28 protein-coding genes and 3 tRNA genes are annotated in these 25,850 nt (G+C 61.4%); 21 read left to right on the forward strand and 10 right to left on the reverse strand.

Going from position 1 to position 25,850, the window contains the following annotated elements; all coding sequences use genetic code 11:
- The 3 genes from rpsI to msrB all read left to right on the forward strand — a co-directional run bounded on the left by rpsI (position 1) and on the right by msrB (position 2,342).
- Complete coding sequence (gene rpsI, locus KAK88_RS09765; RefSeq protein WP_017503896.1) at positions 1 to 495, forward strand: 30S ribosomal protein S9; 495 nt, start codon at positions 1 to 3, stop codon at positions 493 to 495.
- A gap of 353 nt (positions 496 to 848) precedes the next feature.
- Positions 849 to 1,799: an N-acetyl-gamma-glutamyl-phosphate reductase gene (argC, locus tag KAK88_RS09770; RefSeq protein ID WP_242076498.1), complete on the forward strand. Its 951-nt coding sequence runs from the start codon at positions 849 to 851 to the stop codon at positions 1,797 to 1,799.
- A gap of 39 nt (positions 1,800 to 1,838) precedes the next feature.
- Entirely contained in the window at positions 1,839 to 2,342 is a 504-nt protein-coding gene (msrB, locus tag KAK88_RS09775; RefSeq protein WP_242076499.1) for a peptide-methionine (R)-S-oxide reductase MsrB, read from the forward strand.
- Here msrB and KAK88_RS09780 read toward each other — a convergent pair.
- Complete coding sequence (locus KAK88_RS09780) at positions 2,339 to 2,716, reverse strand: hypothetical protein (RefSeq protein ID WP_242076500.1); 378 nt, start codon at positions 2,714 to 2,716, stop codon at positions 2,339 to 2,341. The two genes, msrB and KAK88_RS09780, sit on opposite strands and share 4 nt — an antisense overlap.
- On the reverse strand, positions 2,713 to 4,653 hold the full coding sequence (phaC, locus tag KAK88_RS09785; RefSeq protein WP_242076501.1) for a class I poly(R)-hydroxyalkanoic acid synthase: 1,941 nt from the start codon (positions 4,651 to 4,653) through the stop codon (positions 2,713 to 2,715). The genes KAK88_RS09780 and phaC overlap by 4 nt, the downstream gene beginning before the upstream one ends.
- Positions 4,654 to 4,761: 108 nt before the next feature.
- Between phaC and KAK88_RS09790 the strand changes: the two genes are divergently transcribed.
- The 9 genes from KAK88_RS09790 to KAK88_RS09830 all read left to right on the forward strand — a co-directional run bounded on the left by KAK88_RS09790 (position 4,762) and on the right by KAK88_RS09830 (position 10,035).
- Complete coding sequence (locus tag KAK88_RS09790) at positions 4,762 to 5,187, forward strand: hypothetical protein (protein WP_242076502.1); 426 nt, start codon at positions 4,762 to 4,764, stop codon at positions 5,185 to 5,187.
- Between the two features lie 39 nt (positions 5,188 to 5,226).
- Positions 5,227 to 7,038 (forward strand): single-stranded-DNA-specific exonuclease RecJ, encoded by a 1,812-nt coding sequence (gene recJ / locus KAK88_RS09795; protein ID WP_242076503.1) that lies wholly within the window; start codon positions 5,227 to 5,229, stop codon positions 7,036 to 7,038.
- 78 nt (positions 7,039 to 7,116) lie between these two features.
- Positions 7,117 to 7,191, forward strand: a tRNA-Glu gene (locus tag KAK88_RS09800).
- A 218-nt stretch (positions 7,192 to 7,409) separates the two neighbouring features.
- Positions 7,410 to 7,949 (forward strand): cold-shock protein, encoded by a 540-nt coding sequence (locus tag KAK88_RS09805; protein ID WP_045811719.1) that lies wholly within the window; start codon positions 7,410 to 7,412, stop codon positions 7,947 to 7,949.
- A 21-nt stretch (positions 7,950 to 7,970) separates the two neighbouring features.
- Positions 7,971 to 8,450 carry a DUF192 domain-containing protein gene (locus KAK88_RS09810; RefSeq protein WP_242076504.1) on the forward strand — a complete coding sequence of 160 codons (480 nt, stop codon included), beginning with the start codon at positions 7,971 to 7,973 and terminating at the stop codon, positions 8,448 to 8,450.
- A gap of 45 nt (positions 8,451 to 8,495) precedes the next feature.
- Positions 8,496 to 8,572: transfer RNA gene (locus KAK88_RS09815), tRNA-Pro, on the forward strand.
- A gap of 77 nt (positions 8,573 to 8,649) precedes the next feature.
- Positions 8,650 to 8,955, forward strand: coding sequence for an ETC complex I subunit (locus tag KAK88_RS09820; protein WP_039245189.1), 306 nt, complete (start codon positions 8,650 to 8,652; stop codon positions 8,953 to 8,955).
- A 19-nt stretch (positions 8,956 to 8,974) separates the two neighbouring features.
- Positions 8,975 to 9,051: transfer RNA gene (locus tag KAK88_RS09825), tRNA-Arg, on the forward strand.
- 27 nt (positions 9,052 to 9,078) lie between these two features.
- Positions 9,079 to 10,035: a rhodanese-related sulfurtransferase gene (locus KAK88_RS09830; protein WP_242076505.1), complete on the forward strand. Its 957-nt coding sequence runs from the start codon at positions 9,079 to 9,081 to the stop codon at positions 10,033 to 10,035.
- Between the two features lie 7 nt (positions 10,036 to 10,042).
- Here KAK88_RS09830 and KAK88_RS09835 read toward each other — a convergent pair whose 3' ends face one another.
- The 3 genes from KAK88_RS09835 to KAK88_RS09845 are packed head-to-tail and all read right to left on the reverse strand — an operon-like array spanning position 10,043 to position 12,059.
- The gene (locus KAK88_RS09835) at positions 10,043 to 10,795 is read right to left on the reverse strand and encodes a DUF1295 domain-containing protein (protein WP_242076506.1); all 753 of its coding nucleotides are present in this window, start codon (positions 10,793 to 10,795) and stop codon (positions 10,043 to 10,045) included.
- A 50-nt stretch (positions 10,796 to 10,845) separates the two neighbouring features.
- On the reverse strand, positions 10,846 to 11,484 hold the full coding sequence (locus KAK88_RS09840) for a ChrR family anti-sigma-E factor (protein ID WP_242076507.1): 639 nt from the start codon (positions 11,482 to 11,484) through the stop codon (positions 10,846 to 10,848).
- The gene (locus KAK88_RS09845; RefSeq protein WP_242076508.1) at positions 11,481 to 12,059 is read right to left on the reverse strand and encodes a sigma-70 family RNA polymerase sigma factor; all 579 of its coding nucleotides are present in this window, start codon (positions 12,057 to 12,059) and stop codon (positions 11,481 to 11,483) included. The genes KAK88_RS09840 and KAK88_RS09845 overlap by 4 nt, the downstream gene beginning before the upstream one ends.
- 166 nt (positions 12,060 to 12,225) lie before the next feature.
- Between KAK88_RS09845 and KAK88_RS09850 the strand changes: the two genes are divergently transcribed.
- From KAK88_RS09850 to KAK88_RS09875, 6 genes are all read left to right on the forward strand, one after another.
- Positions 12,226 to 13,563, forward strand: a complete 1,338-nt coding sequence (locus KAK88_RS09850; RefSeq protein WP_242076509.1) for an NAD(P)/FAD-dependent oxidoreductase — start codon at positions 12,226 to 12,228, stop codon at positions 13,561 to 13,563.
- Positions 13,560 to 14,360, forward strand: coding sequence for a DUF1365 domain-containing protein (locus KAK88_RS09855; RefSeq protein ID WP_242076510.1), 801 nt, complete (start codon positions 13,560 to 13,562; stop codon positions 14,358 to 14,360). The genes KAK88_RS09850 and KAK88_RS09855 overlap by 4 nt, the downstream gene beginning before the upstream one ends.
- A 187-nt stretch (positions 14,361 to 14,547) precedes the next feature.
- Positions 14,548 to 15,744 (forward strand): site-specific integrase, encoded by a 1,197-nt coding sequence (locus KAK88_RS09860; RefSeq protein WP_242076511.1) that lies wholly within the window; start codon positions 14,548 to 14,550, stop codon positions 15,742 to 15,744.
- Entirely contained in the window at positions 15,741 to 17,216 is a 1,476-nt protein-coding gene (locus tag KAK88_RS09865; RefSeq protein WP_242076512.1) for a site-specific integrase, read from the forward strand. Before KAK88_RS09860 ends, KAK88_RS09865 begins: the two co-directional genes overlap by 4 nt.
- Positions 17,213 to 19,534 (forward strand): hypothetical protein, encoded by a 2,322-nt coding sequence (locus KAK88_RS09870; RefSeq protein WP_242076513.1) that lies wholly within the window; start codon positions 17,213 to 17,215, stop codon positions 19,532 to 19,534. The genes KAK88_RS09865 and KAK88_RS09870 overlap by 4 nt, the downstream gene beginning before the upstream one ends.
- A gap of 25 nt (positions 19,535 to 19,559) precedes the next feature.
- Positions 19,560 to 19,997, forward strand: coding sequence for a hypothetical protein (locus KAK88_RS09875; protein ID WP_242076514.1), 438 nt, complete (start codon positions 19,560 to 19,562; stop codon positions 19,995 to 19,997).
- Between the two features lie 6 nt (positions 19,998 to 20,003).
- On the opposite strand, the gene KAK88_RS09880 is transcribed toward KAK88_RS09875, so the two are convergent.
- Positions 20,004 to 20,237, reverse strand: a complete 234-nt coding sequence (locus KAK88_RS09880) for a helix-turn-helix domain-containing protein (RefSeq protein WP_313010032.1) — start codon at positions 20,235 to 20,237, stop codon at positions 20,004 to 20,006.
- Between the two features lie 752 nt (positions 20,238 to 20,989).
- On the opposite strand from KAK88_RS09880, the gene KAK88_RS09885 reads away from it, so the two are divergent.
- On the forward strand, positions 20,990 to 21,175 hold the full coding sequence (locus KAK88_RS09885; RefSeq protein ID WP_242076516.1) for a hypothetical protein: 186 nt from the start codon (positions 20,990 to 20,992) through the stop codon (positions 21,173 to 21,175).
- 178 nt (positions 21,176 to 21,353) lie between these two features.
- Here the strand turns inward: KAK88_RS09885 and KAK88_RS09890 are convergent, their stop codons facing one another.
- From KAK88_RS09890 to KAK88_RS09900, 3 genes are all read right to left on the reverse strand, one after another.
- Positions 21,354 to 21,593, reverse strand: coding sequence for a hypothetical protein (locus tag KAK88_RS09890; RefSeq protein ID WP_242076517.1), 240 nt, complete (start codon positions 21,591 to 21,593; stop codon positions 21,354 to 21,356).
- A gap of 402 nt (positions 21,594 to 21,995) precedes the next feature.
- Positions 21,996 to 22,298: a putative quinol monooxygenase gene (locus tag KAK88_RS09895; RefSeq protein ID WP_242076518.1), complete on the reverse strand. Its 303-nt coding sequence runs from the start codon at positions 22,296 to 22,298 to the stop codon at positions 21,996 to 21,998.
- Between the two features lie 359 nt (positions 22,299 to 22,657).
- On the reverse strand, positions 22,658 to 23,041 hold the full coding sequence (locus KAK88_RS09900; RefSeq protein WP_242076519.1) for a hypothetical protein: 384 nt from the start codon (positions 23,039 to 23,041) through the stop codon (positions 22,658 to 22,660).
- A gap of 523 nt (positions 23,042 to 23,564) precedes the next feature.
- On the opposite strand from KAK88_RS09900, the gene KAK88_RS09905 reads away from it, so the two are divergent.
- Entirely contained in the window at positions 23,565 to 24,008 is a 444-nt protein-coding gene (locus tag KAK88_RS09905) for a hypothetical protein (RefSeq protein ID WP_242076520.1), read from the forward strand.
- A gap of 316 nt (positions 24,009 to 24,324) precedes the next feature.
- On the opposite strand, the gene KAK88_RS09910 is transcribed toward KAK88_RS09905, so the two are convergent.
- Positions 24,325 to 24,528, reverse strand: coding sequence for a hypothetical protein (locus tag KAK88_RS09910; protein ID WP_242076521.1), 204 nt, complete (start codon positions 24,526 to 24,528; stop codon positions 24,325 to 24,327).
- Positions 24,529 to 25,491: 963 nt separating this feature from the next.
- On the opposite strand from KAK88_RS09910, the gene KAK88_RS09915 reads away from it, so the two are divergent.
- Positions 25,492 to 25,707 (forward strand): hypothetical protein, encoded by a 216-nt coding sequence (locus KAK88_RS09915; protein WP_242076522.1) that lies wholly within the window; start codon positions 25,492 to 25,494, stop codon positions 25,705 to 25,707.
- Positions 25,708 to 25,850 lie beyond the last annotated feature (143 nt).

The raw sequence follows: 25,850 nt of genomic DNA on the forward strand, positions 1-25,850 counted from the left end.
ATGACCGACGTGACCAACACCGAAACCGCCACCGGCTTCGACGCCCTGAAGGGCCTGAGCTCTTCGGTCGAGAACGACGCGCCCGTCTATGTCCAGAAGCTGGACGCCCAAGGCCGCGCCTATTCGACCGGCAAGCGCAAGAACGCCATCGCTCGCGTCTGGGTGAAGCCCGGCACCGGCAAGATCACCATCAACGGCAAGGACCAAGAGCAGTATTTCGCTCGTCCCGTGCTGCGCATGATGATCGCTCAGCCGCTGACCGTCTCGGACCGCGCCACGCAGTATGACGTGATCTGCACCGTCGAAGGTTCGGGTCTGTCGGGTCAGGCCGGCGCCATTCGCCACGGCCTGTCGCACGCCCTGACGCACTTCGAACCGGAACTGCGCAAGGTCCTGAAGCCGCACGGCTTCCTGACCCGCGACAGCCGCGTCGTCGAGCGCAAGAAGTACGGCCGCGCCAAGGCTCGCCGCAGCTTCCAGTTCTCGAAGCGCTAATCGCGTTCACGCGGTTTGGATTTGGGGCGCTTCGGGGAGACCCGGAGCGCCCTTTTTCCTTGGAGATTGGCGATGGAGACAACCGGAGAGATTGATCTCCCGTCTCGGGAAGAAGTTCTGTGCCGGATCCGTGAGCTTCGAGATGGTTCACTTTCAAATGAACAGATTGCAAAGTGGGCCGGAGATTTTGTGAGCGCTGATTGGCAGAGGGGTCTTGAACCTCGCATAACCGATTGGCCCGTCTGGGAAATGCTAATCACGCTCTCAGGAGCAGATCTTCGGGACACTCCAACTTCCTATCTGCACGGACCCGAAAATTTTACTGCTTGGGAAAACGAGTTGTTGAACGCCCCATGACCCACACCATCTTCATCGACGGCGAGGCCGGCACCACGGGGCTGGAAATCCGCGAGCGGCTGGAAGCGCGCCCGGATCTGGAACTGCTGTTGCTGGGCGAGCGTCGTCGGGATGCGGATGCGCGGCGTGAGGCCCTGAACGGCGCCGACGCGGTGATCCTGTGTCTGCCCGACGATGCGGCGCGGGAAGCCGTGTCCATGATCGAAAACCCGTCGGTCAAGGTGATCGACGCCTCAACCGCCTATCGGGTCGCGCCGGGCTGGGCCTATGGCTTTCCTGAAATGGATGCCGGGCAGCGTGCGCTGATCGCGCGCGCTCAGTTCGTGTCGAACCCCGGCTGCTATCCCACGGGCTTCATCGGCCTGATGCGGCCGCTGGTGAAGGCGGGTCTGTTGCCCGCCAACTATCCGGTCACGGTCAATGCGGTCTCGGGCTATTCCGGCGGCGGCAAGGCCATGATCGCCGAGTTTGAGACGGCCCCAAAAGACAGCGGGGGCGCCACGACCGCCTACCGGGCCTATGGTCTGACGCTGAGGCATAAGCATGTGCCTGAAATGACCAAACACACAGGTCTGAACCGAGACGTGCTGTTCACGCCGGCGGTTGGCAACTACCGCCAGGGCATGCTGGTCGAGGTTCCGCTGCATCTGACGGCTCTGCCGGAAACCCCCTCGGTCGAGCGGCTGCACGGCGCGCTGGTCGAGGCCTATGACGGCCAGCGGTTCGTCGAGGTCGCCGACCTGGAGGAGACCGAGGCCATGACAGGCATCGAGCCCGAAGGCCTGAACGGCACCAACCGCCTGCGTTTGCACGTCTTCGGCGACCGCAATGGCGAGCAGGCGCGGCTGGTCGCCTTGCTCGACAATCTGGGCAAGGGCGCTTCGGGCGCGGCCGTGCAGAACCTGAACATCATGCTAGGCCTGGATGAGGCGACCGGCCTGATCTGAGGTCTGAAACCATTCGGCGGCATCCGTCGTATCAGGGACATGACCCAGTCCCTGATCCTGCATCGCCGGGGCCTCTTGTTGGGCGCCGGCGCGCTCGCCCTGTCCGCCTGTTCGCCAGAGACGTCCGAAGCCGGGGAGGGGCAGTACGCAGCCTCGCCCTATCGTCGGGTGTCCGATGCGGATTGGCGACGACGCTTAGGCGACGCCTCCTGGCGCGTGATGCGGCACGAGGGGACGGAGCGTCCCTATTTCAGCCCGTTGAACGATCAGCACGCGCGCGGGACGTTCGTCTGCAAGGGCTGCGATCTGCCGCTGTTTCGATCGCAGTGGAAGTTCGATTCCCACACCGGCTGGCCCAGCTTCTATGACGTGATCGCCGCCAATATCGGCAAGAAGCGTGACCTGGCCATCGGCATTCCACGCACCGAATACCATTGCGCCCGCTGCCTGGGACACCAAGGGCATGTGTTCGACGACGGTCCGCGTCCGACGGGGCTGCGCTACTGCAACAACGGCGTGGCGCTGAAGTTCATATCGGCCTAGGCGCGAAGGGCGCGCACGGCTGAATCGACGGTCAGGCCGAAGATGACCGAGGCGATGATCACCAGCAGCCCATAGTCGTGACCGGCGAAGACAACGGGCGCGCAGGCCATGGCGATGACGATCAATGGAAACAGCCCGGCCCAGACCGCCGTACCCGGCGTGCTGATGTGGATCAGCGGCTGAGCGACCGGTCGTTTCATCGCGCGCGCCATCCGTTCGTTGAGCAGGACGAAGGCGGCCGCGCAGATGACGGCTGAGATCACATATTTGACCGTGTTGCCCGGTTCTCCGAACAGGCTGGCTGTCATGATCAGCAGGATCAAGGCGACGCCTGTGCTGACGGCGAGCAGGGCGTTGGGTTCGAGACGGTTCAAGACTTCACTTTCACATAGCTGCCCGGCGCCGGCTCGATGGGCTTGAGCGGGCCCATGGCCGGGTGGCGGGCGGGGATTTGCTTACCGGATCGCGCGCCGAGCCAGGCCGACCAATGCTCCCACCAGCTGCCGGGATGTTCGACGGCGTCAGCCTGCCATTCGGCCAAGGTCGCGGGCAGGGCAGGGTTGGTCCAGTGCTGATACTTCTTTGCGGCCGGGGCGTTGATGACGCCGGCGATGTGACCTGACCCGGCCAGGGTGAAGGTCACGTCCTTGCCGCCAAACAATTTGGCGGACCGATAAACCGAGTTCATCGGCGCGATGTGATCCTCGCGACTAGCCTGGAAATAGAGCGGGATCTCGACTTTCGACAGGTCCGCCGTCAAGCCGCCGATCTCGAACTGCCCCTTGGCCAGGGCGTTGGCTCCATACATCTGACGCAGATAGTCGAGATGCAGCGTCTTGGGCATGCGGGTCTGGTCGGCGTTCCAGAACAGCAGGTCGAAGGCGGGCGGATCCTTGCCCAGCAGATAGTTGCTGATGAAGAAGGACCAGATCAGGTCGTTGGACCGCAGGGCGTTGAACGTTTCCGCCATAGCCGCGCCCGGCAGGACGCCGCCCGCCGCATCCATCTGACGCTCGATCTCGGCGATCCAGTGTTCGTCGGTGAACAGCAGCAGATCGCCGGCCTCGGCGAAATCATGTTGAGCGGCGAAGAAGGTGGCGGCGGCGATGCGCTTGTCGCCCTTGGCCGCCATGTGCGCCAGACCAGCGCCAAGCAGGGTGCCGCCGATGCAATAGCCCACGGCGTTCAGATGCTTGGTTCCCGTCTGCTCCAGCGTCTTCTCGACCGCGCGATAGATGCCCTTGTCCAGATAGTCGTCGAAGCCGATGCCGGCCTTGTCCTTGTCCGGATTGACCCAGGAACAGACGAAGACCGTGAAGCCCTGCGCCGACAGCCAGCGGATCAGCGAGTTCGCCGGCTGCAGGTCCATGATGTAGAATTTGTTGATCCAGGGCGGGAAAATCAGCAACGGGATGTCGTGCTGGGTCTCGGTCGTCGGCGCGTACTGGATCAGTTCTAACAGCTCATCGCGCCACACGACCTGGCCCGGCGCTGTGGCGACGTTCTCGCCCACGACGAACTTGCCATAGTCGGCCTGGCTGATACGCAGCGATCCGCCGCCACGTTCCAGATCGGCGGCGAAGTTCTGCATGCCCTTCACCAGCGATTCGCCGCTGGTCTCCGCCAAGGCTTTCAGCGCGACGGGATTGGAAGCCAAGAAGTTGGACGGCGAGAAGGCGTCGGTCAGCAGGCGAGTGAAGAACTGGGCACGACGTTTCAGCGTCGGATCGACGTCTTCGACCCCGGCGATAAGGCCGTTCATCCAGTCCGACGTCAGCAGATAGGATCGCCGCATCATGTCGAACATCGGGTTTGCGGACCAGGCCGGGTCCTTGAAGCGCTTGTCGACCGGTGCGGGATCGGGCGCCTCGCCAGCCGCTTGGCGCGCCGTCGACGACCAGAGCTGCATATAGCGGCCAAACAGGTCGGCCTGGGCCTGAATCATCTTGTCGGGCTGGGCCGCGAGGCTGGTCATGACCGACGTCATGGCCGGCGCGACGTTGAAGGGATCGGCCGAAAGAGCGGCCGGGCGATCGGCCTGGGTCAGCGCCGCCTCGGCGATCGCGCTCTGGGCCATCATGGCCGCCTTGGCCAGGTTCATCGACAGGGTTTCGATCAACTCGGCTTGGTTGGGCGTCGCAGCAGTCGGTTCAGGGGTCGGGTGTGCATGGGTTTCAGAGTTGGCTTCCCGCGTGTCGGCAGGTTTCGACTTGGGCTGGCGAGGCGGGCGGGGCTTGGCGGACGTTGGACGTCCGGCCTTGCGCACAGGGCGGTCGGGGGCGTCTGTCGGCGTTCTGGGAGTCTTGGCCATGATCGTCCTTCGCGCGTCCTGCGCCAGAGGGCGGTTCATCCGCCCTTCCGCGCACCGCGATGATGGCATAAGACCATCAAGGAAATGAACGCGTCGCACTCGAAAAAGATGATCCTGATCGCCGCAGCCGCGATCACGACGCCATTGAGCGGCTGTGTCGGCGCATCCGCCTCCAGGACGGAGGCTGTCTCGCCGCTGGCGCCGCGTATTCAGGAACTGGTCGACGCCAATCGGCGCTATCCGCGCTGGGAAGATTTTCCGGCAGCGCCGACCGATCTGCCGCCGGTCACTCAGGTCGCATCGAATGTGCAGCGTCTCCAAGGCGACAGCGCGACGCTGACCAGTGAGATCGCACGGATCGACTGGACGCTCGGCGACGCCGAGGCGCTCGCCGCCGAAACACGCGCGGCCGTGAACGCCGTTCCGGTGTCGCCTGACGCCGTCCGAACCCAGGCGGATATCGAGGCCTTCGCCCAAAGCCTGCGTGACAAGGCCAAGGCTCCTCCGCCGCTCGACCGCCGCCCGACGCGATGACCGGTCGCGCGGGAGGCAGAATCCCGCGATAATGTGCTGATGGCAGACGACGGCGGCGCAAAGACACTGAACGCATTCCTCGGCGTGTCTCGATCCCTGTCCGGGCGCGCCTGGCGTCAACGTCCGGCCGACGCCGCAACGACGCGCGCACACATGCAGACCCTGAATCTGGAAGAACCGTTGGCCCGGGCCTTGGCCTCTCGGGGCGTACGTCCAGACCAGGGCCAGGATTTCCTTACCCCGACCCTGCGCGCCCTGTTTCCCGATCCGTCCAGCTTTATGGATATGGACGCAGCGGCTGATGCGATCCTGAACGCGCTTCAGGCCAAGGCGAACATTCATGTGTTCGCCGACTACGACGTGGACGGCGCCTCCAGCGCGGCGCTGCTGGTGCGTTGGTTTCGGGCGATGGGCCATCCGCTTTCGATCTATGTTCCGGACCGCATGACCGAAGGTTACGGCCCCAGCGCCAAGGCCTTCGACACGCTGAAGGCCTCGGGCGCGGACCTGGTCATTACGGTCGATTGCGGGGCGGCGGCGAACGAAGCCCTGGCCCATGCGGCCGCCATCGCCCTGAACGTCGTCGTTATCGATCACCACCTGATGCGCAGCGAGCCGCCGACGGCGTTGGCGGTCGTCAATCCGAACCGGCCGGGCTGCAACTCGGGTCAGGGGAATCTGGCGGCGGCAGGCGTCGTGTTCGTGCTTCTGGCGGCGCTGAACCGGGAGGGGCGGCGTCGGGGCCTGTTCGCCGAGAGGATCGAGCCGGACATTCGTCAGTGGCTGGATCTGGCGGCCCTGGGCGCCATCTGCGACGTGACCGGGCTAACCGGCTTCAATCGCGCGCTGACCGGCCTTGGTCTGAAGGTCATGAGCGACTGGCGCAATCCGGGTCTGCGCGCGCTGTTGGCGGCGGCCGGCGCCGAACCGGGACCGGCCAAGAGCAATCATGCTGGCTTCATCTTGGGGCCGCGCATCAATGCGGGAGGACGCATCGGTCGCTCCGACCTCGGCGCACGGCTGCTGTCGACGGACGACGCGGCCGAGGCGGAGGCCCTGGCGATCGAACTCGATGCACTGAACCTGTCGCGCCGCGATGTCGAGCGGGCCGTCACCGACGCCGCCGTTCGTCGGGTCGAGGCGACCGGCGCCCATGCCGACGAAAGCGCCGTCGTCGTGGTCGCGGGCGAGGACTGGCACCCCGGCGTCGTCGGGATCGTCGCCGGCCGTTTGCGCGAGCGCTGGCGCAAGCCGGTGATCGTCATTGGCGTCGATCCCGTCACTGGTCTCGGGAAGGGCTCGGGCCGGTCACAGCCAGGCATGAACTTGGGACGCGCGATCCAGGCGGCCTGGGAGAGCGGGATCCTGCTCGCTGGCGGCGGTCATGCCATGGCGGCAGGCCTGACGATGGACAGTGCGCGCGTGTCCGAGCTGATCGCCTTCCTGAACGAAAAACTAGCCACCGAAAGGGTCGAAGCTGTCGCTCAGGACGTGCTGGAGATCGACGCCTTGATCGACCCGGCGGCAGCGACGCGCGATCTGTTCGAATCGTTCGAGCGTTTGGCCCCATTCGGCCCCGCCAACCCCGAACCCAGCTTCGCCCTGAGCGGCGTTCAAGCTCGCGAACCCGTCGCCATGAATGGCGGTCATGTGCGGTGCCGTCTGGTCGGTCCGGATGGCGCTTCGGTCAAGGCCATCGCTTGGCGCTGCGCCGATCTGCCGACGGGCCAGGCCTTGCTGTCGGGGCAGGGCGGACTGAGCGTCGTGGGCCGGCTGAAGGCTGACGACTGGAATGGCCGCAAGGGCGTGCAGTTCGAGATTGAGGATGTCGCCGATCCTCGAATGATCTGACGACGGCTTCAAAAAACTGAAAATCCACGCTTGCACCGCCCCGAGGGCGCGGCTATATCGCCGGCTCTCCCGCGCAGCGGTCCCTTCGTCTATCGGTTAGGACGTCAGGTTTTCAACCTGAAAAGAGGGGTTCGACTCCCCTAGGGACTGCCACGCGGGCAGGACTATGGTTGAGCCTTTGAGGCTCCCGGCAAGCAGCCTAGCTCAGATAGCACGAGAGACTGGCGGTCTTCGCCAGCGCCTGCGATGCGCGTCTGCACTCCCCCAAACGCAAGCTTCTGCATAGACGCGCATTTTCCGCTTTTCAAAATTTCGCGGAACGGTGTTAAATATAAAACGAGTCCGCTGGAGGCGCGGACGGGGGTTTTTAAGTGTCTGACTTTAGAGAGACGGAAACGGCGCAGACCGTTCGCGTCACTGGGCGCGTGAAGTGGTTCGACGCCGTCAAGGGCTATGGGTTCATCGTCCCTGACGATCCGACCCTGACCGAAACGAGAGATGTTCTGCTGCATATCAGCAGCCTGCGCGATCTCGGCCGCGACGCGGCTGACGAAGGCGCGACCATAACGTGCGATTGCGTCAAGCGCGCCAAGGGTTGGCAGACGATCGAGATCCATGACCTGGGCGAGGGCGAAGCGACGCCGGCCGTGCGTCGCCCCGTGACTTCGCCGCCGCCGCGGCCGGTCGCCGAAAGTGACGAACAGCTGGAGACCGCTCTGGTCAAATGGTTCAATCGCACCAAGGGCTACGGATTCGTCGTGCGTGATCGCGAGCCGGGCGATATCTTCGTCCACATCGAAACCCTGCGTCGCTGCGGCCTGGATGATCTGATTCCTGGCGATGCGGTGCGGGTGCGATTCGCCAACGGGCCCAAAGGTCTGGTTGTGGCGGACATCAGAACGGGCGACTGATCCAGCGCCCAGGAGAGGCGTATGATCAAGGCGACGAGACGTTTTGCGATGGCGGGGCTTATTATGCTCGCGCTCGCCGGATGCGCGGCCAAGGCGCCGGTCGGTCCCAATGGCGAGCCGCTGCAGAAGCTGGCCGTGGTGACCACGTCGGGCGAGCATCAGTTCTGGGTCGAAATCGCCGACGAAGAGCCCGAACGTCAACGGGGGCTGATGTTCCGTCCGCCGCTTGAGGCGGACCGTGGCATGCTGTTCCAGTGGCCGGGCGAATCGCCGCGCGAGCAAAGCTTCTGGATGCGCAATACGCCCAGTTCGCTGGACATTCTGTATATCGATCCGCAGGGCCGGATCGTCTCCATCGCTTCGCACGCCACGCCCTTCTCCGAGGCGCCGATCCCTTCCAATGGCGCCGCCAACGGCGTCCTGGAACTGCGGGCAGGGCGGGCGGCCGAAATCAACGCGAAGCCGGGCGACAAAGTTTTACATCCTTATTTCAAGCCTTGATTGCGGATCGCGTCGCGAAGTGCCAATAGAGCGCTCCGTTCGGTCCGGGGTGTAGCGCAGCCTGGTAGCGCATCTGGTTTGGGACCAGAGGGTCGGAGGTTCGAATCCTCTCGCCCCGACCAACGGAAGGCCGCTGGATCATATGTCCAGCGCGCGTTATGGCAGGGTCACAGACCCCGCCGTCACTGAGGATTTCGCCATGTTGGCTCGCATCTACCGCCCGGCCAAAACTGCGATGCAGTCGGGCAAGGCCAAGAGCCGCGACTGGCGGCTGGAATTCGAACCGGCGTCGGCGCGGACCATCGATCCGCTGATGGGCTGGACCAGCTCCACCGACATGAACGGCCAGGTTCGTCTTAGCTTCGAATCGAAGGAAGAGGCGATCGAATACGCCGAGCGTCACGGCATCGCCTTCCGCTTGCACGAGCCGAACGATCCGCCGGTGATCATCAAGGCCTATGCCGACAACTTCGCCACCAACCGCAAGCAGTCCTGGACGCACTGACGCCTGACGTCTTGCCAGAGCGCCCATAGCTCAACCGGATAGAGCACCCGCCTTCTAAGCGGGATGTTGCAGGTTCGAGTCCTGCTGGGCGCGCCATCTCCGGCGCCTTCGAGGGGCTGATCCATGACCGACCATCAGACCTCGTCCGATCAAGCCGTCCGTGTCGCTGCACTCTACCGGTTCGCGCCGGTGGCCAACCCCGAAGCCGTACGCATGACGCTTCAGGCAGTCTGCGACGATGGGCAGGTGAGGGGAACCCTTCTCGTCGCGCCGGAGGGTCTGAACGGCACCATCGCCGGATCAGAGGCGGCCATCGCAGCGGTGCTGTCCGCGATCCATGCCATGCCAGGCTTCGAGACGCTAGAACTCAAATACGCCTGGACAGACGCCCTGCCTTTCCACCGGATGAAGGTGCGCGTCAAACGCGAGATCGTCACCATGGGACAGCCAGATCTGGACCCTGCCAATCAGGCGGGTGTGTACGTTTCACCTACGGACTGGAACGCGCTGATCACCGATCCCGAGACCTTGGTGATCGATACGCGCAACGACTATGAGGGCGAGATCGGCGCGTTCGAACGGGCCGTTCAACCCAATACTCGCAGCTTTCGCGATTTCCCAGACTGGTTCCGCAGCGAAGGTCGCGCGCTGATTGAGCAGACCGGCGCCAAGCGCGTGGCCATGTACTGCACCGGCGGCATTCGCTGCGAAAAATCGACCGCCTTCCTGAAGGCTGAGGGTGTGGAGAACGTCCACCATCTGGAAGGCGGCATCCTCCGCTATCTTGAGACAGTCGATGAGGATCAGAGCCTATGGCGTGGGTCCTGTTTCGTTTTCGACGAACGCGTCTCGGTCGGGCACGGCCTGAGCCAAGGTCCCCACACCCTGTGCCGGGGATGTCGTCTGCCAGTGGACGAGGCCGGTCGCGCTTCGCCGCGCTATGTCGAAGGCGTGTGCTGCGAGCGCTGTCACGACGCCCGCGACGCGGTCCAGCGGCAGCGCTATGCCGAGCGTCACAGGCAGATGGAAATGGCCCGCGAACGCGGCGAGACGCATCTGGGATCAGCTCAGAAAGACTAAGATCGCCTCAACGATGGGGCGGGCGAGGGAAGAAGGCGCTGGTGCGGGCGGCATAGACCTCGAACACCTTTGGTCTTGATTGTCGCATATGCTCTTCCAGCAAGGGCACGCCGGACACCTTGGTCAGAAGCCAATACATGTAGGCTGGGCCGGTCAGCGCCAGCCAACCCCAAGGCCATTCACCGCTCAGATTGATGGCGAATACGGGCCAGGCGCACCAACTCACCCACTCGAAGAAATAGTTCGGGTGGCGTGACCAGGCCCACAGACCGACATCGCAGACACCACCCTTGTTGGCCGGGTTGCGTTTGAAGGCCGCCAACTGGCGATCGGAAACGGCTTCTCCAACCAGGGCTCCGACAAAGATCAGCGTCGCTATCGCATCCTGGAGCGTCAGGCCCGGCGCCGGATTACGCGCCGCCGCCATCACGCTGAGCGCCAGGAAGGCGGCGGCTCCGGCTTGCAACATAAGGAAGCCGAACATCTTGATCTGATAACCGGCGCCCCAGTCCTCTCGCAGACGCGCGTAGCGAGCGTCTTCGCGCTCCTCGTGGGCGGCGCGAACAGCGATGTGAGATCCTAGCCGCAAGCCCCAAAGGCCGATCAGCAGCGCTGCCAGATACTGGCGCAACGACGGAGTGGCGCCGTCGATCGGAAACAGCGCGACGCCGACGCCGGCTGCTCCCAGTCCGAGCGACCAGAAGGCGTCCGCCCAGCCGCCCTGACCGGTTCGTTTCTGAACCAGCCAGGCCATAGACATGACAACAACGAGAAACAGGGCGGCGACACCCCAAATGGTCGCAAGAGCCGTCACAGGCGAACGAAGGGCTGGATCAGCTTGCCGATCCATCCATCCAGCTGGATCTGACCGTCAAGCGCGACAACGCACAGGCACGGCTCGTCCGACACTACACGAGGTTGGTGCAGCACCTCCGGATCCGCCTCTTCGAAGTCCCCCACATCGAACCGCTCGGTTTCGGTCGCATAGGCGCCGGAGATGACACAGGTCAGCTCGACGCCGCCATGCGTGTGTTTTGGCGTCTCACGACCCGACTCGATCTTCAGAAGAATGACGCGGCAATCACCATCCCGCGGCGCATGGACATCGCGCACACGCATGCCGGGTCCGACCCAGCGCCATGGACCCAGCGCATAGCGGCGCAGCGGCTCGGGCAGCTCGGGCATGTCGTTCAGGGGCGCGCTGTGACTGGCTTTGCCGGCATCCGTCTCGATCCGCGCCATCGCCAAGGCGAGGGCATCATTGGACAAGGGGGAGGGGGAGGTCTCGTCCAGAAACTCCCCGCCCACGGTCTGCAGGTCTCGCACCCAGGCGTCATTGGCCGGCCGCATCGCCAGATGCGCCGCCATCACCACAGCCTCGGGCGGGCTGAGCGTGCCGGCCGCATAGGCCAGCAAACGTTCTTCGGAGGGATTGCGCTGAGATGTCATCGCGCAGCCTCCTCAGACGGCGCGAGGATCAAACGAAGCTTGGTCATGGCGTTACGAATACGGGATTTGACGGTGCCGAGCGGCAGGCCGAGATGTTTGGCGATCTCGGAATGAGAGTTGTCCATGAAGAAGGCCAAACGCAGGACCTCCACATGATCAGCGCTGAGCCGCGCTAGGGCATCACGCACGCGATCCGCGTCTTGCGATATCGACAGCAGTTCATCAGGTCGGCGGACATCGTCCCCCGCCAGCTCGATTTCGGGCGTCGGCAGGGGACGCGCATCACGGCGCAGCATGTCCAGGCGACGGTTGCGAGCGATGGTGAAAATCCACGTGGCGGCGCGCGCCTTGGACGCATCAAACAGGTCCGCCTTGCGCCACACGGTCAACATGGCGTCCTGCGCGAAGTCCTCGGCCGCGCCGGGCGTCGCGCCCGACTTGATCAGCCAGGCCTTCAGCCGCGGAGCAAAGTAGGCGAAGAGCGCAGCGAAGGCGTCGCGATCGCGCCTCAGGGCGATCTGTTCGATCAGACGATCGTGGAGCAACGGATCAGGCAAGCTGTCGAGCGCCTTCACGCGGTTTGACCGACATGGCGTTGATGCGAAGGATAATGGCTCGGCATGCATGAACACTAATACGCTCAGCGGAAATGTCTGGATCAATCGCGATCCGAACATGACGGCGACCCGTAATCGTTTCATGCCCTAGCGATTGCGCTGCGGTGTATCTTTCGGAGTTTTCATGCCCCTGTCGTCCGCGACGCCTTCTGCCGAACGTCAAAAGATCGCCGTAGTCGGATCTGGCGTCGCCGCCCTGTCTTCGGCCTGGCTTCTGTCGAAACGCCATGACGTGACGCTTTACGAAAAGGGCGACCGTTTGGGCGGGCATTCTAATACGGTGATGGCCAGCGTGCCTTCCGGCGAGATCGCCGTCGACACCGGCTTCATCTGCTTTAATGACGCGACCTATCCCAATCTGATCGCGCTGTTTGAGCATTTGGGGATTGCGACGCGGGCGACGGATATGTCGTTCGCCGTCTCGCTGGATGACGGGCGGTTCGAATATGCCGCGCCCGGCCTGTTTGCTCAGCGTCGCAACGCCCTGCGTCCTCGTTTCTGGTCGATGCTGAGCGAAATCCTGCGTTTCTATCGCGACGCGCCGAAGGATTTGGCGGCGATGTCCGATTCTTCGCTGACGCTCGGCGACTATCTAAAGCGCGAAGGGTTCAGCGAGGCGTTCCGCGACGACCACCTGCTGCCCATGGCCGCCGCGATCTGGTCATCGCCGGCGCACACGCTGATGGACTATCCGGCCGAGTCGTTCATCCGTTTCTGCGGCAATCACGGCCTGCTGAAACTGGTGGGACGCCCGCTGTGGCGCACCGTCGAGGGCGGCAGCCGCGTCTATGTCGAACATCTCGCCCGCGTGATTCAGGACATCCGGTTGGACCACGGCGTCACTGCCGTGCGGCGTAGCGACCAGGGCGTCTTCGTTCACGACAGCCACGGGGGCGTCGAGCGCTACGACCAGGTCGTGATCGGGTCCCATGCCGACCAGGCTCTGGCGATGTTGGCTGAACCGACGGCGCGCGAGAAGGCGCTGCTCGGCGCCTTCCGGTACAGCCGAAATCTGACCGTCCTGCATACCGACGCCGGCCTGATGCCGCATCGCCGTCGCGCGTGGGCCAGCTGGAACTATATCGGAGCAGATGACGGTCTCTGCGTCACCTATTGGATGAACCGACTGCAAGGTCTGCCGGGCGACGACCTGTTCGTGACGCTCAATCCACCGCGTCCACCGCGCGCCGACACGATTTTACGCAGCGAACTGTACGAGCATCCCATCTTCGATCCCGCAGCCATACAGGCTCAAAAGCAGTTGTGGAGCCTACAAGGGCAGGCGAGCGTCTGGTTCTGCGGGGCTCATTTCGGCGCGGGCTTCCACGAGGATGGCTTGCAGTCCGGCCTTGCCGTGGCCGAGCAACTTGGCGGCGTGCGTCGCCCTTGGTCGGTCCCCAACGAAAGCGGTCGCATTCATTTGACGACGCCGATGGGCGTTGCGCTGGAACGCGCCGCATGACGCTCAGCTCGGCCCTTTATCGCGGCCGGGTCATGCACCGACGCCTTCGCCCCAAGATTCATGCGCTGAACTATCGCGTCTTCTGGCTTCTGCTCGACCTGTTGGAAATCGATGATTTGGCTGCGCGCCTGCGTCTGTTTTCACGCAATAAGTTCAATATCTTGTCCTTCCACGACAAGGATTACGGAGACGGTTCTGGCGCGCTGCGTCCCCAGGTGGATGCGTGGATGGCTCAAGCCGGCATCGATCTCGCAGGTGGACCTGTCCGCCTGTTAACCATGCCGCGCGTCCTCGGATACGTCTTCAACCCGATCAGCATCTACTATTGCCATTGGCCGGACGGACGGTTGGCCGCCATGGTGTACGAGGTGACCAGCACCTTCGGCATCCGCCACGCCTATGTCATTCCAATCCCGATCGAAGATCAGGCCACAGGCGTCATTCGTCAGGGCGCGGCCAAGGCGCTCTATGTGTCGCCCTTCATGGGCATGGAAATGGACTACCAGTTTCGTGGCCATACGCCGGGCGATCGCCTGGACATGACTATCGATGGGCTAGATGCCGAAGGCGTGCTGATCACGGCCGCTATGGCGGCGAAGCGGGAACGCCTGGATGATCGCAATATCGCCGCCGCGACAGGAGGGATACCGTTGATGACGTTCAAGGTTGTCGCGGCGATCCACTGGGAGGCGCTGAAGCTCTGGCTTAAGGGCGTCGGTCTGACCCAGCAGCCCGAATCGGCAGACACGCCAGTGACCATTCAACACCAAGCTCAAGAGAGCCGTTTGCAGCCTTGAGCAGGCTAAACAACTTTTCGCCTAAGATATATTATGTGAAGGCCGCCTAAGTTCGAAAGTGTTGCAGAGCTATCTTGCCCTGGAGCGCAAAGCCCCGCGGCGCAGCTATCAAAACCGCGCAGCAGCGGGGCTTTAAGCGGTCCGCATCCACCGCTTTTCGCTTGATTCAAACTCTGCCTTACGGGACATGCCGGCTATCTCCCAGCATGTCTTTTCGTTGATGCATCTCGATCTTCCCGCGACCCTTACGGGTCCATTCTGTGCCGACTATCGCGGATTACCTCGATACTGCTCGACGATATGGATCGACGTGCTGAACGGCCATCTCGCTCAACCGACTCGTAACCGATACGCCAGCGCTGCCAATCATCTGTACCTGCAAGCGGCCTCGATGGTACCCAGCGTCGACCTGGACGCCGTGTTGCTAGCGCCGGATTTCTCGGAGATCGAACGCGTCCTCTCGAGCAGCCTGCTGGCCCGACAGGCCGATCAAGATCTCCGGCACTGGCAGCTCGCTTGCCGCTTCACGTTTTCCATCCTCGAGAACTTAGTTGGTATCGATGATCCTGCGATGAAGCAGCGTCTGCGGGTCATGCGGCAGCGCTTTGCCCAGCTTCGCGTTCGCCCCAGGCGGCCCTCCAACCCGGGCCGTGCGTTGCCTTGGCTAGCAGTCGAAGATCTCTACGAAATCTTCGACCCAGCTTCGCCTCGCAACCCCTTCAGAACGCCGTCCAGCCGGTGGCGAAATTTCGTAATTTTTCTGGTTCTTGTGCAACTTGGTCTGCGCCGCGGTGAGGCTTTGAGCCTGACGGTGGATTCACTTAAGCAGCAATTCGACCCCAGCCTAGGCGAAGTGCGCCATTGGCTTGATGTCTGTCCTCCCGACCACAACGCCGACAGCCGGTCCCGAAAGCCGGCGCTGAAAAACCGTCATGCTGTCCGCCAGTTGCCCATCCCACAGGTCTTGGCTGTCGCGATCGACACTTACGTGAGCCAATACCGACCTGATGTGGGCCACGCCTTTCTGTTCTCCTCGGCCGAGGGCCATCCGCTTGCCCTGAGCTCGTTGGGCAGCGTCATAGATGTCGCTTCGAAGCAAATGTCTCCGCAGGCGTTTGCGGCGCTCAGGGATGAAGGCATCTCGAAAGTTTCGCCGCATGATTTCCGGCACACTTCGGCGGTCATCCGGATTCAGCGCTTCATGGACGCCGGCATGGAGTTGGAAGAGGCGCTCCACCGGCTTCGACCATTCTTCGGCTGGAAGCGGTCATCGGACATGCCTTTCCACTACGCTGGCGCGTACTTCGCCCCTCGCCACAGCAAGGTCTGGGATGAGACCTTTGAGAGGAGCCTGATCGCTCTTCGCGCTGGATCCGGCCAATGACTGAGCAGCTGCCACTGTTCGAGGCGGTGCCCGCTCTTCCGCAGTTGCCGCCCCTTCCTAGCATCATCCGCTACTATGATGATTTCGATCGGATCGATCGGCGGCTGGATAGTCTTCATGAAGATACGTGGAATATTCACCGAAATGGTGAGGTAGATTGCTTTGCGTTTGGTGGCATTCCGGAGCCGGTCCGAAGCGTCGTTAAACGCGTGCTTTCTGAGACGCTCGTGGGTAACGCCACCACGACAGCGGCGAACTATTGGCGCTGCTGGGTCGCGTCGCCCACGGACTGCCTTTATGAGGGAGTTGTCTATGCGATACAGCAGAGCCCTGTGGAGTTTCGGTCCTGGTGGACCATGCAGGCTGTTGAACAACTGAGCCGTCATCAAGCACTCGCCTTCCGGCACCTACTCCATTGGCTCTGCCGCTGGGAGGTGGGCCAGTGGAGAAGTGCAGACGCCGCCCTCGTTCGCGCTTTGCCCGGCCACGCCTATCGGAAATACGCAGGCGTCAGAGATCGGTCGTCGATCCTCCCTTATGACGCGAGGTCGAAGATCGTCGCTTATCTCGATGAGCTCAGCGGACTTGCAGCGTCGGGGCAGTGTACTCCAATAGCTGCGCGGGACGGTGCCATTCTCGCTGTGGCCTATCAGCACGGATTACGATCAAGGCAGATTGCGATGCTGGACGTGAGTGACGTCCGCATCTTGGACGCGCAGATCGTCCATATCCGTCCAACTGTTATCAAGCAGCGGTCACAAAAGGTCGGAAATCGCGTCAATCGCAGGATTCAGGCGGAGTGGACGCCGTTATTTCGTTGCTGGGCGGACGTGTTGGAGTTCAAGTCCAACGGCAAGTTCTTCCGGATGGTCCCTATTGAGATTGCTGGGATAGTTGGTGACGTGTCGGAGCGTGTCACCGGTAGCCGTTATGCCACGGGCATGTTCCGGCACACAGGAGCGCAGCGTCTCGCAGACAGTGGGGCGTCTCGCGAAGAGGTTTCCGCTTACCTCAGTCATACGGACACGACCGCCGCAGATCATTACATCGAGAGCTCGCCTGCCCAGAACATGCTGGTGAACGCGGCGCTGGGTGAGTCCCCCACCTACCAATCCATCGCTGCAGCCATGCGCGGCGACCTCATAACCGTCGCTGACCTCTTGGGAAGACCTGCCGATCAGCAGATCGGTGGAATGCCTCATGGCATTCCGGTCTCCGGCATAGGGGCGTGCACTGCGGGCCAGTCGCTCTGCACGCGGAACCCGGTTCTCAGTTGTTATACATGTCACAAGTTCCTTCCGGTCTCCGACAGTTCGATCCACCAGCAGGTTCTCACGGATCTGCGGCATGTGGTGCGCTCTTTTGACCAGCCATCCCGCATCGACCGCGTCTCGCCCGCGATGATGCAGCTGCGCGGCACCCTAGAAGCTGTTGGCAGCGTCCTTTCCGAAATCGACGGATCGAGCGAATGACGTCCTCCTTCGACCAGTTCATTGAAGACGGCAAGGTTCTCGCGGGACGCCATGGCTTGTCGTGGGACGTGCCGTACGATCTTCACACTGGAGCCATTCCCAAGGCACATTGGTGGGATCTCGGCGCCGCTGCCGGAAAGGTCGAGCGATCCCGAAAGCTGATCTCGACGTTTGCTGCAAACTCTTCGGCAGTGGCAGCGGTGCGCTCTCTTACAGGCCGCGATCATGCGGACGTCATGACGCCGGCCTGGATCAGCTTTTTAAAAGCCACGGCGGTCCATGACCTGTTCGTGAAGGGGCGGACTCCCGGCAACTTCGCGACCAATATCTCCGACTCTCTGCGCATCCTCGCAATATGCGCTGGAGACACCCCACCTCCCCTACTCTCCGCCAGCATTGTCTCAGCCGCTTACAATGCCGCTTTAATTGCCACTCCGTCCGCGAAGCGCGCCAGTACGCTGAAGGCGCTGATCGCGAACTGGCTAGATGGAACTGGAAACGCCGATCAGCGGCCGCTCGCCCAGTACTGCATCCCGGACAAGAACAATGCCTTTTCGCTAGAGCGAGAGGAAAGGATCCAAATCACTCGTCGTCGACAGGTCGATAACAAGCGACCTGACGCCCTTCGAAGCGACCTGAGCCAGGTTCATTATGCCGAAAAGCTCCCGAACGAAGCAGCGTTGGCAGAGCTTATCCGCATCGTGTTCAGCGCCAGGCCTGACACGTTCAGCGACCTAATCCGCTTTCATCAGGCACGAATTCTCCTCGCCACCGGGTTCCGTGTCGGAGAGCTCGTTTCTCTTCCGAGCAACTGCCTCATCGTTGAGCAGCCGGCTCCCACTAATCCGCGCCTGTTCGGCCCTCTGACGCCGATAGTCATGTTCAGGAACTTCGCCGAGAAACAAATGCCGGCCGGCCGCGGCTTCGAGCTGATCGACGCGATACAACACGTGCCTCCCCTCCTCGTGCCGACCGTCATGTCGAGCGTCGGAACGGTTCTGAGAGCGACAGAGCCGCTCCGACGACAAGCCAAAGCGCAGCGGGAGACTGGTTCATTGTTCCCCGATCTCCGACCTGAGGCGCTGATCTCCTGGACTGAGGCCTACACGCGGGCGTCCGGGGTGATGCAGGTAACAGTCAGTGAGATCCCCCAGTCGCTGAAGAACGCATACCGCGAGGCCTATGACGTTGTGTCTTTGAATGCGATCCGCCAGCACCAAGCGCAGGCGCTGATGTCGTCGTCGGTGAGCCCAAGGGTGCGTGATTATTTCCGCAGGGTTGAGAACAACCGCGGAGGTCGGAGCATACTGAAAGACAGCGAGGGCTCCGAACTCGTTCTTTCGAACCAAGAGCGGCTGGCGGGGCGGGCTCCCTTCGTACGCGTTGGCGAGCTGGAGGAGTACATCCGTGAGCACCTCAAGACCAAATTGCCTGAACAGCGATTGAGCCGTTCCGATCGCGGAGACGTTGGGCTTGAGGATCGACTGTTCCTTATTCCCGGTCGCGCGCGGGCAGAGGCTAAGCACGACGCGATCATAGATACCGAGCGCTATTTCTCGGTCCAGTCGGCTTCAGCGCAAGACCTGGAACTCCAACTTGGCGGGACTGAGGGCGGACGCTTGTTCCAGCGCTACGGCGCTTCCGAAATGGAACGTTGCCACACGATCAATCCCCACTCACTCCGACATTTGCAGAATACGGAACTGTTCAGTCGCGGCGTTGCCGACACCGTCATTTCGCGCAGGTACAATCGCAAGGGCGTAGACCAGAGCTACGTCTACGATCACAGGACGCTGGCCGAGCATCTCGATGAGATGGAGCCCGACACGGCGCGGTTGGCGAAATCGATGCTTGGTCCGAAGGCCCGCCAGGCTTTTGACTTGATCCGAGGAGGCAAGATTACCGGCCCGGTCGTGAGTGCCTTTCAGCGCCTTCAACGAGAAGAAGGTGATGAAGCGGCATTTGAGTTTCTTAACGCGGAGGCGGGCGCTCTCCATTTCACACCTTATGGGTTTTGTTTGAACAGCTTCGCGGCTAGCCCCTGCGTGAAACACCTTGAGTGCTTCAACCGGTGCAACCATCTCGTTCGAACGGACGCCCCAGAAGAACAAAAAAACCTGACCGACCTCAGCCGTAGATACAAGGTCCACATCGAGCGGCTCAGGACAAAGCCGAGCAGGGCTCCGAACTACATCACTCAACTTGCCCATGCCGAAGAGAGGCTGGAGGGCGTGCAGGCCGCCCTTGCGCAGGCGCCGGGGCGGCCCGTGTTCCCCGACGGGTCAAGTCTCCATGCGGAGGTCGGTCGTGCCCGCTAGGTCTGAGCAGGAGTTTCTGGAACACTTGCTCCAGACGATGGTCGAACAGGACATCGACCTCACCTTCCGAGGTGTCGCGGAGCGCTCGGAAGGTCGGTTTGCTCATGCCAGCACCTTCACCCGAAGGCTCGACCTGCGTGCAGCCGTCGAGGCGGCTCAAGGTCGTCAAAAGGCAGTAAGACAGGTCGCTGCCAAATTTTCAAAAAGTTCCCCTGCCCTTCTCGCCGAACGTCTCGCAGCGGCCCAGGCTGAAGTGCAAACGTTAAAGCGTCAAAGGGATCTTCTCGTAGCAGGCCATCGAGCCGCGATTCTTGCCATAGGGAGGATTGGCGAGATGAAGGCTTGGAGAGAGTACTTCGTTGATTACAGCGAGGCCCTTCAAGACTTGAAGGAACTAGGCGCGCTTCCAGAAGCCGAGGTCGTCCGGATTGCACCTGTCGAAGAGCCGGATCCCAATCGGTAGCGACTTTTAGTCTCGCTTTGGCTGAAGCAGGCTCCAGACCTCGGTCGAAAGACCGGTGGCCAAGGCGTTCAAGCTGTCCAGCGAAACGTTCCGTTCGCTACGTTCGATCGATCCCACATAGGTCCGATGGAGCCCCGAAGCATCTGCGAGCTGCTCCTGACTCAGCTTTCTTTCCTGACGAAGCATGCGGACGTTTCGCGCCAGGACGTCCCTTAAATGTCTCGCTTCACCCGCTGCCATCCCACCACTGGTCGAGAGGTGATGACTTTACGTCGACAGACGTTAAGTAGCATTCATGACCGGTGCACCGGGGATCGCCCCACCATTCTCATCGTCAGACGTCCCCGTTGCGATCGTCGCTGACGCGGACGTCGTTGCCCGGCTTGAACAGGAACGTTCGAGCTTGCATGACCCTGACCTCCAGTCGACGGTCAGGCGACGACTGGAAAGCGCGGGCCGCCTTCTGGCGCACTTAGAGCGGAGAGATCTCACTTGGCCTCCGCCACGACGGTCGAGGCGGACCGTGAATGCGACGATCTCGCGGGCGGCTTTGGACGAACTGAGATCGCAAGCAGACAGGCTAGATGTTGCTGAGCAGATCTTGCTCTCTGGCGTGCTGGCCGACAACCTATTTGCATCCCCGTTAGCGATGATAGATCGGGACGAGCCACTGTCCGGATATCTTAGAACCGAGCGTGGCCACGGCCGAATTTATGGCATTCAGTTCGAAGTCACGGGCTTCCAGTACGCCTTCCTGAAGACACTCGCCGGTCAGAGCCTCACTACGCGTGAGATTTTCCAATTGGCCGTTAGGTCCTTGGCAGAGCGCCTAGGCCGAGGGGATCCGCCGCCTGGTTTGCCCCTTTCTAGGGAAGCACTGTCTATGGCGGCAAAGGTATCTCTTGGCGCTCCAGGGAACTCCCAATCTTCACCTCGAAGTTAAAAGGTCGCACATGCCCTTGGCCCCTCATCAACAAGCGATTTGGCTCACTATGTGGGCGCGCAACTTCAGCCATGCGGGCGTGGCGTTCATGATGATCGGGGTCCTGGCCCTCTTGGGCGCCCGCTTCATGGAGCATCAGATCGCGATAGGCTTCTTGGTGGGTGCCGGTCTTGTCTACGTGGGCGATCTGATCATTCGGTACATCCCGGATCCTGAGCAGCCGGTGGACAAGTAACGGATTCGCCGGCGGTCCAACCGCTAGCCTACAATGCGCCAGGAACAGACATTGGCGGCACGCCGGAAACACGACATTCAGGTGGGCTTCAAAGGTCCGCTTTCCGGCCTAATGCCAATGTCGTGGTCCGACCCATTGCGGACAGTCCTTGGCACAAAACGCCTTGGTCCGGCGGCAATCAGAGCGATCTCCCTTTGAGCTTCCGATACGCTTTAAACGCAAGTCGCGTCAGCAAGCCAAAGAGAACAGACAGGCCGACCATAACAGTGCAGGGCCACCACATCCGGTTGGCAGCTAACACCGCCGCCATCAGCGATGTCCACAGCGGCAGCAGGACGGTGAAGGCGAGAAGCAAGGCGCCGACAAAAAGCGTCTGGCGTTCTTTGAAACTGCGATCGGATTTAGGAGCGCGGGGCATCTTTCACCGATTTGAGTTTCCTTACTATGACGAGTCAACTAGCGGCCCATGGCGTGGACCGCTCTCTGCTCGAAGGCTAGGTCAGTTTTCAGCGCTTGGATCTAGGACCTAAATCGACCCATCTGCGACCTTCGGAAGGTCCCTTTTTGACGTCTCGACAAACAAGACCGATGTGGGGCTGTAAGTGCCTGGTTTCAGCCCGGCGGGAGGGGCCGTCGAGCGGCGAGCGGCCCCGCATGCGTCCGAAGGTTGACTAGAAGGCGCGAAGCGACGGAACTTAGACCGCCGGCCGCTGTCCCTGCTCGGGGTTGGCCTGACTGACCAGCGGATGGTCTAGCGCGTGGTAGAGTTGCTGGCGGTCGAAGGTGCAAGAGTCCGCACCTTGCAAACCGCGCAAGTTTATTACCCCGGCAACTTGTCGGCCAGGACATCCGCCTTGCGGATTTGTGGCGCAGCGGCGAGGAGTTCGTCCGCATTCGCCATCAACGCCTCGGCCACCTTGCCGCCGAGATGGGCCTCTCGGCCAGCTTCGTTATCAAAGGCGTCGAAGATCGCGAACGTGCTGTGATCGAAGCGGACCGCGAACCAAGCGATCGTGCCTGGTTCGCCTTCAACCAAGCTCTGCGCGCTGGCTAGGAATGCGGCGACCGCCTCTTCCTTCCCGGGCTTTGCTTTAAGTTCCACATAAAGCGACACTGCGGTCATGGTCTGGACTCCCGTTTATCCACCCGGTTATCCACCTCATGCGCCGTTTTACAAAACCAATTCTAAATCGATTCTGATTTCAAACCCTGTAATCGAGTTCTGAAATCTTATTTTTGGCCCAGGGAATTCCCCTGTCTCCGCTTGAGGATATCCGTCCCAATCCCATTTAACTTTGTGAACTCAGTATCACGTGAATGCTGGCCTGAGTCGGCCTCAGAACGCTGATCGCGAGCCGAAGCTCAGGTCCGCTTTCCACCCTTAGCTGACATCGACTGCGACCGTTTCCCGGCCTGAAGGCCAACGTCCGCTATTGGCCGTGAAGCCCATGACTGAAATCGACCCAAAGCGGACTTCTTCCGCTACCGCTTTGGGGCTGCTGAGTTAAACGCAGACAGGTGAGAGAACCCGAACGTCAATATCGCGGCTACAAAGCCAATGATGGGGCCGACGAACAGCGTAAGCACCATGACGCGAGTTCCACTCCACCGGTAGGCTCCGCCATGTGCCACGTCGAGCGAAGTGCTGAATGCAGCATTCACAGCCCAAAGTATCACCACAGAGCCGAAAGCGGCCAAGGCGGATATAAGCCGTCGGGATCGTCCAAACTGGGCGAAAATCAACACGCTGGCCGCGATCATCGCTATGGCAACGCCCAGTTCTGCGATGCTGCCCTGCACTTCTCCTAGCCGAAAGCCCGCTGTCGCCTCGATCACAAAGGCCAACGCAAGGATCGCAACAGCCAAGGCAGTTGCGTTAGTTCGAAAACCGCTGTGACCAGAGGCGCTGTTCATATGGTCATTGTGCACTGCTGCTGCCGCTGAGCCAACGTCGCCTTCCCACCGATTGCGGACATTGTCATGTCCATCGATAATAACGTCCGTAACAGGGTCGGAGATCTGGTTTGCTCATCACGCTTGCTGGTCGATATCACAAGAGGCTGTGCCAACTTGGCTCTGGTACAGAGCCTGCTCGCCTAGCCTACATCGCACCGGCTGTTTCGATCCCATGGTCGGTCGCACTTCTTCCCGGCGTGGCTTGCGCTTTCCTGCTCGACACAGGAAAAACAACTCCACTTAGCTATGCGGACTCCTCCATCCTGAGATGGATCCTTCTCGCTGGCTTGGCGATCCCGTTGGTGGGAATGGCGTACGCAAACATCACAGTTCTAGTTTGCTGCTTCCGTACCGAGGCCCGTCGCAATCAATAAGGCAATGTCAGCTATCGACCCATTGCGGACGCAGGGCGATCCGCAGTTAAACTGCGACTATGGTCCGCAGAGTTTTGATCTTCCTCATTTGCCCTTTAGTTCTGGGCTTTGGCTTGGCGCAGTGGGCTCAGGCTGCCGGGATACGAACAGCTGGCATCCACTGGCTAGCTTCGGTCTTCTACTATCTGATTTTTGCATTGCCCGGATTAGTGCTCGTCGTCCGGTTGGGTCGGGGCAAGCGAAGAGATTTTGTCGAGGCGGCAGGGGCTCTTGGCGCAATGGCTACCGGAATTTTGGTGTGGGCGACGCTGGGCTACGGCGCTTTCTTCAATGTGGTCGAGGCAGATGGACCGCGTCGCTATACGATTATGGAAGCCGCGCTTTTTGGTCTGCGCGATGCTGCTTTTAATGTGACGTTGGCGGGCTTAGCCTTGGCTGCGTCGCTTATTGGCGTGAGGCTTATCGAAGCGGGCATCCGCGCAGTTCAAGTGAAAGCCGTGTAGCTCCTCTGAGCAATGGCCGCTTCCCACCCCTAGCCGCAGTTCGGCGGGTCCTCTTTTGGCTGTGGCGCCGATGTCCGCTTTCCGCGCTGGTGTCGATGTCGTGGGCCGACCCGTAGCGGACGTTATTTTCTCTTTGCCTAGAATCTAATCGACATCGCGAATGCTTAGATTGAAGCGGAAATAGAGCCGGATGGCCTGTCGAATGACTCCGGCCTATGCCGATGACGCTTGGACGACAACCATATCTCGCTGTTCCCAATGACCTTCCTGCCTCCTTCAGTGGAGACAGTTCAGCGGTAGACGGACAGGGCCAAGGTCAAGGCACCGAATGCACTCTCCGCCGCATGTTGTTCACAATCAGGCCAGCTTGCGCATTCGCTGAGCGGGGAGATGCGTATTGTGAATAGAGGCTGTGAAGATACGCTCTATCCCAGTCCGTCATCCCGGGGCCGGCATCATCAAACAGATTGAGCACGGTTTCGTAAGAACTGGTTTCGGCCGCCATGTCGATCTGGGCCAAGGAGATCATGGCAATGTAATCACCGAGTTGCCCAGCGCTGACCGACCCGGTCTTCGAGAAATCGACGATGACGATGACTTTATACAGCGCGTCTACCGTCTGATCGGTCAGACGAGAACCCGTGGTGGCCTCGACTATGGGCGCGAAGGCAATCGGGCAATCGTATCCGCCACAACCCGCTGCCTCTGCGATGTCCGGAGAGATGAACCGGGTTGGTCGCCTGGTACGCGCACTGCCCTCGAGCCGAACTTATCGACCGGCATACTCAGTGACCACCAGCGCACTGGCTTTTCCGAGGTCTGGAATGCCTGCAGTGGTGCCTGCCCTCGATCAAGGCCGCCTACACCAACGCGAAACAGTCTGGCGTCGTTTTCGACCATTTTCTGCGCCAGCGCAGACCCGTCGTTTGTGAAGATGATCACAAGGTTCGGGTCGCAACCGGGCTGTCCCGGACGGAGATGCAACTCGGCCGAAATGTCGCTGACCCGGTCGAGAATCGGCTGTGCCGCCTCCGCACGCAGGTTGACCGTCGCTGGACATAGGGGCCCTCGCCAACGCGCTAGACCGCGACCAGTCGCCGGAGCCGCCACACGTCCGACGAAACCATGCACCGCATCCCGCTCGGGCACGCCGGTGACTTCAACATCCGGCAATGTGGCCGATTGCGGCTCTGTTGCCGGAGCCGACTGGAGCGGCGTGGCCAACAGCAGGGCAGACAAGATCGAGACTGAAAGCATCAAAAGGCTCGCTTCGATGTTGGAGGTGGATGCTAGCGCCTTAAGCCTGAGGGCGACGCCTGAACGTAACCGCTAAGTTCAGCCCAAACTAGTGTCCGCTAACCACCCCTAGCCGCAGTTCGGCGGGTCCTCTTTTGGCTGTGGCGCCGATGTCCGCTTTCCGCGCTGGTGTCGATGTCGTGGGCCGACCCATTGCGGAAGTACTGCTTGGGAGTAGCTTGTCCATATGGACATTGAACGTGACCCTTACGGTATGCCAATCGATCCTGCCGAGCGCATGCAGCAGGTGATGTTGGGCCTGTACGATCTCATGGATGAAGCCGGACAAGCTAACTTCCCTCACGAACTAATCTTCGAACTCAATACGGTGCGCCTAAGTTTCCTCGATGAGTTCGAGCGACGCTTCCCCAACTATGGGAAAGGGCGGGCTGTCTGGCGCTAGGTTCAGCTGATTGCCCTAGCTGCAGTTCGGCGCGCTCGCGCTTGGGCTGAGGGGCCGATGTTCGCTTTCCGACCCATTGCAGACGTTCGGGTCAAAGATATGCTGGCCTAGCGGATGGTGTGCTCGACACACCACAGTGTTGG

This window comes from Brevundimonas diminuta, from assembly GCF_022654015.1.
Taxonomy (GTDB): Bacteria; Pseudomonadota; Alphaproteobacteria; order Caulobacterales; family Caulobacteraceae; genus Brevundimonas; species Brevundimonas diminuta_C.

Coding starts and splice junctions, on each gene's coding strand:
- rpsI (WP_017503896.1), top strand. CDS start 1: ATGACCGACGTGACCAACACCGAAACCGCCACCGGCTTCGACGCCCTG.
- argC (WP_242076498.1), top strand. CDS start 849: ATGACCCACACCATCTTCATCGACGGCGAGGCCGGCACCACGGGGCTG.
- msrB (WP_242076499.1), top strand. CDS start 1,839: ATGACCCAGTCCCTGATCCTGCATCGCCGGGGCCTCTTGTTGGGCGCC.
- phaC (WP_242076501.1), bottom strand. CDS start 4,653: ATGGCCAAGACTCCCAGAACGCCGACAGACGCCCCCGACCGCCCTGTG.
- KAK88_RS09790 (WP_242076502.1), top strand. CDS start 4,762: ATGATCCTGATCGCCGCAGCCGCGATCACGACGCCATTGAGCGGCTGT.
- recJ (WP_242076503.1), top strand. CDS start 5,227: ATGGCAGACGACGGCGGCGCAAAGACACTGAACGCATTCCTCGGCGTG.
- KAK88_RS09810 (WP_242076504.1), top strand. CDS start 7,971: ATGATCAAGGCGACGAGACGTTTTGCGATGGCGGGGCTTATTATGCTC.
- KAK88_RS09820 (WP_039245189.1), top strand. CDS start 8,650: ATGTTGGCTCGCATCTACCGCCCGGCCAAAACTGCGATGCAGTCGGGC.
- KAK88_RS09830 (WP_242076505.1), top strand. CDS start 9,079: ATGACCGACCATCAGACCTCGTCCGATCAAGCCGTCCGTGTCGCTGCA.
- KAK88_RS09835 (WP_242076506.1), bottom strand. CDS start 10,795: ATGTCTATGGCCTGGCTGGTTCAGAAACGAACCGGTCAGGGCGGCTGG.
- KAK88_RS09840 (WP_242076507.1), bottom strand. CDS start 11,484: ATGACATCTCAGCGCAATCCCTCCGAAGAACGTTTGCTGGCCTATGCG.
- KAK88_RS09850 (WP_242076509.1), top strand. CDS start 12,226: ATGCCCCTGTCGTCCGCGACGCCTTCTGCCGAACGTCAAAAGATCGCC.
- KAK88_RS09855 (WP_242076510.1), top strand. CDS start 13,560: ATGACGCTCAGCTCGGCCCTTTATCGCGGCCGGGTCATGCACCGACGC.
- KAK88_RS09860 (WP_242076511.1), top strand. CDS start 14,548: ATGCCGGCTATCTCCCAGCATGTCTTTTCGTTGATGCATCTCGATCTT.
- KAK88_RS09865 (WP_242076512.1), top strand. CDS start 15,741: ATGACTGAGCAGCTGCCACTGTTCGAGGCGGTGCCCGCTCTTCCGCAG.
- KAK88_RS09870 (WP_242076513.1), top strand. CDS start 17,213: ATGACGTCCTCCTTCGACCAGTTCATTGAAGACGGCAAGGTTCTCGCG.
- KAK88_RS09880 (WP_313010032.1), bottom strand. CDS start 20,237: ATGGCAGCGGGTGAAGCGAGACATTTAAGGGACGTCCTGGCGCGAAAC.
- KAK88_RS09885 (WP_242076516.1), top strand. CDS start 20,990: ATGTGGGCGCGCAACTTCAGCCATGCGGGCGTGGCGTTCATGATGATC.
- KAK88_RS09890 (WP_242076517.1), bottom strand. CDS start 21,593: ATGCCCCGCGCTCCTAAATCCGATCGCAGTTTCAAAGAACGCCAGACG.
- KAK88_RS09895 (WP_242076518.1), bottom strand. CDS start 22,298: ATGACCGCAGTGTCGCTTTATGTGGAACTTAAAGCAAAGCCCGGGAAG.
- KAK88_RS09905 (WP_242076520.1), top strand. CDS start 23,565: ATGGTCCGCAGAGTTTTGATCTTCCTCATTTGCCCTTTAGTTCTGGGC.
- KAK88_RS09915 (WP_242076522.1), top strand. CDS start 25,492: ATGGACATTGAACGTGACCCTTACGGTATGCCAATCGATCCTGCCGAG.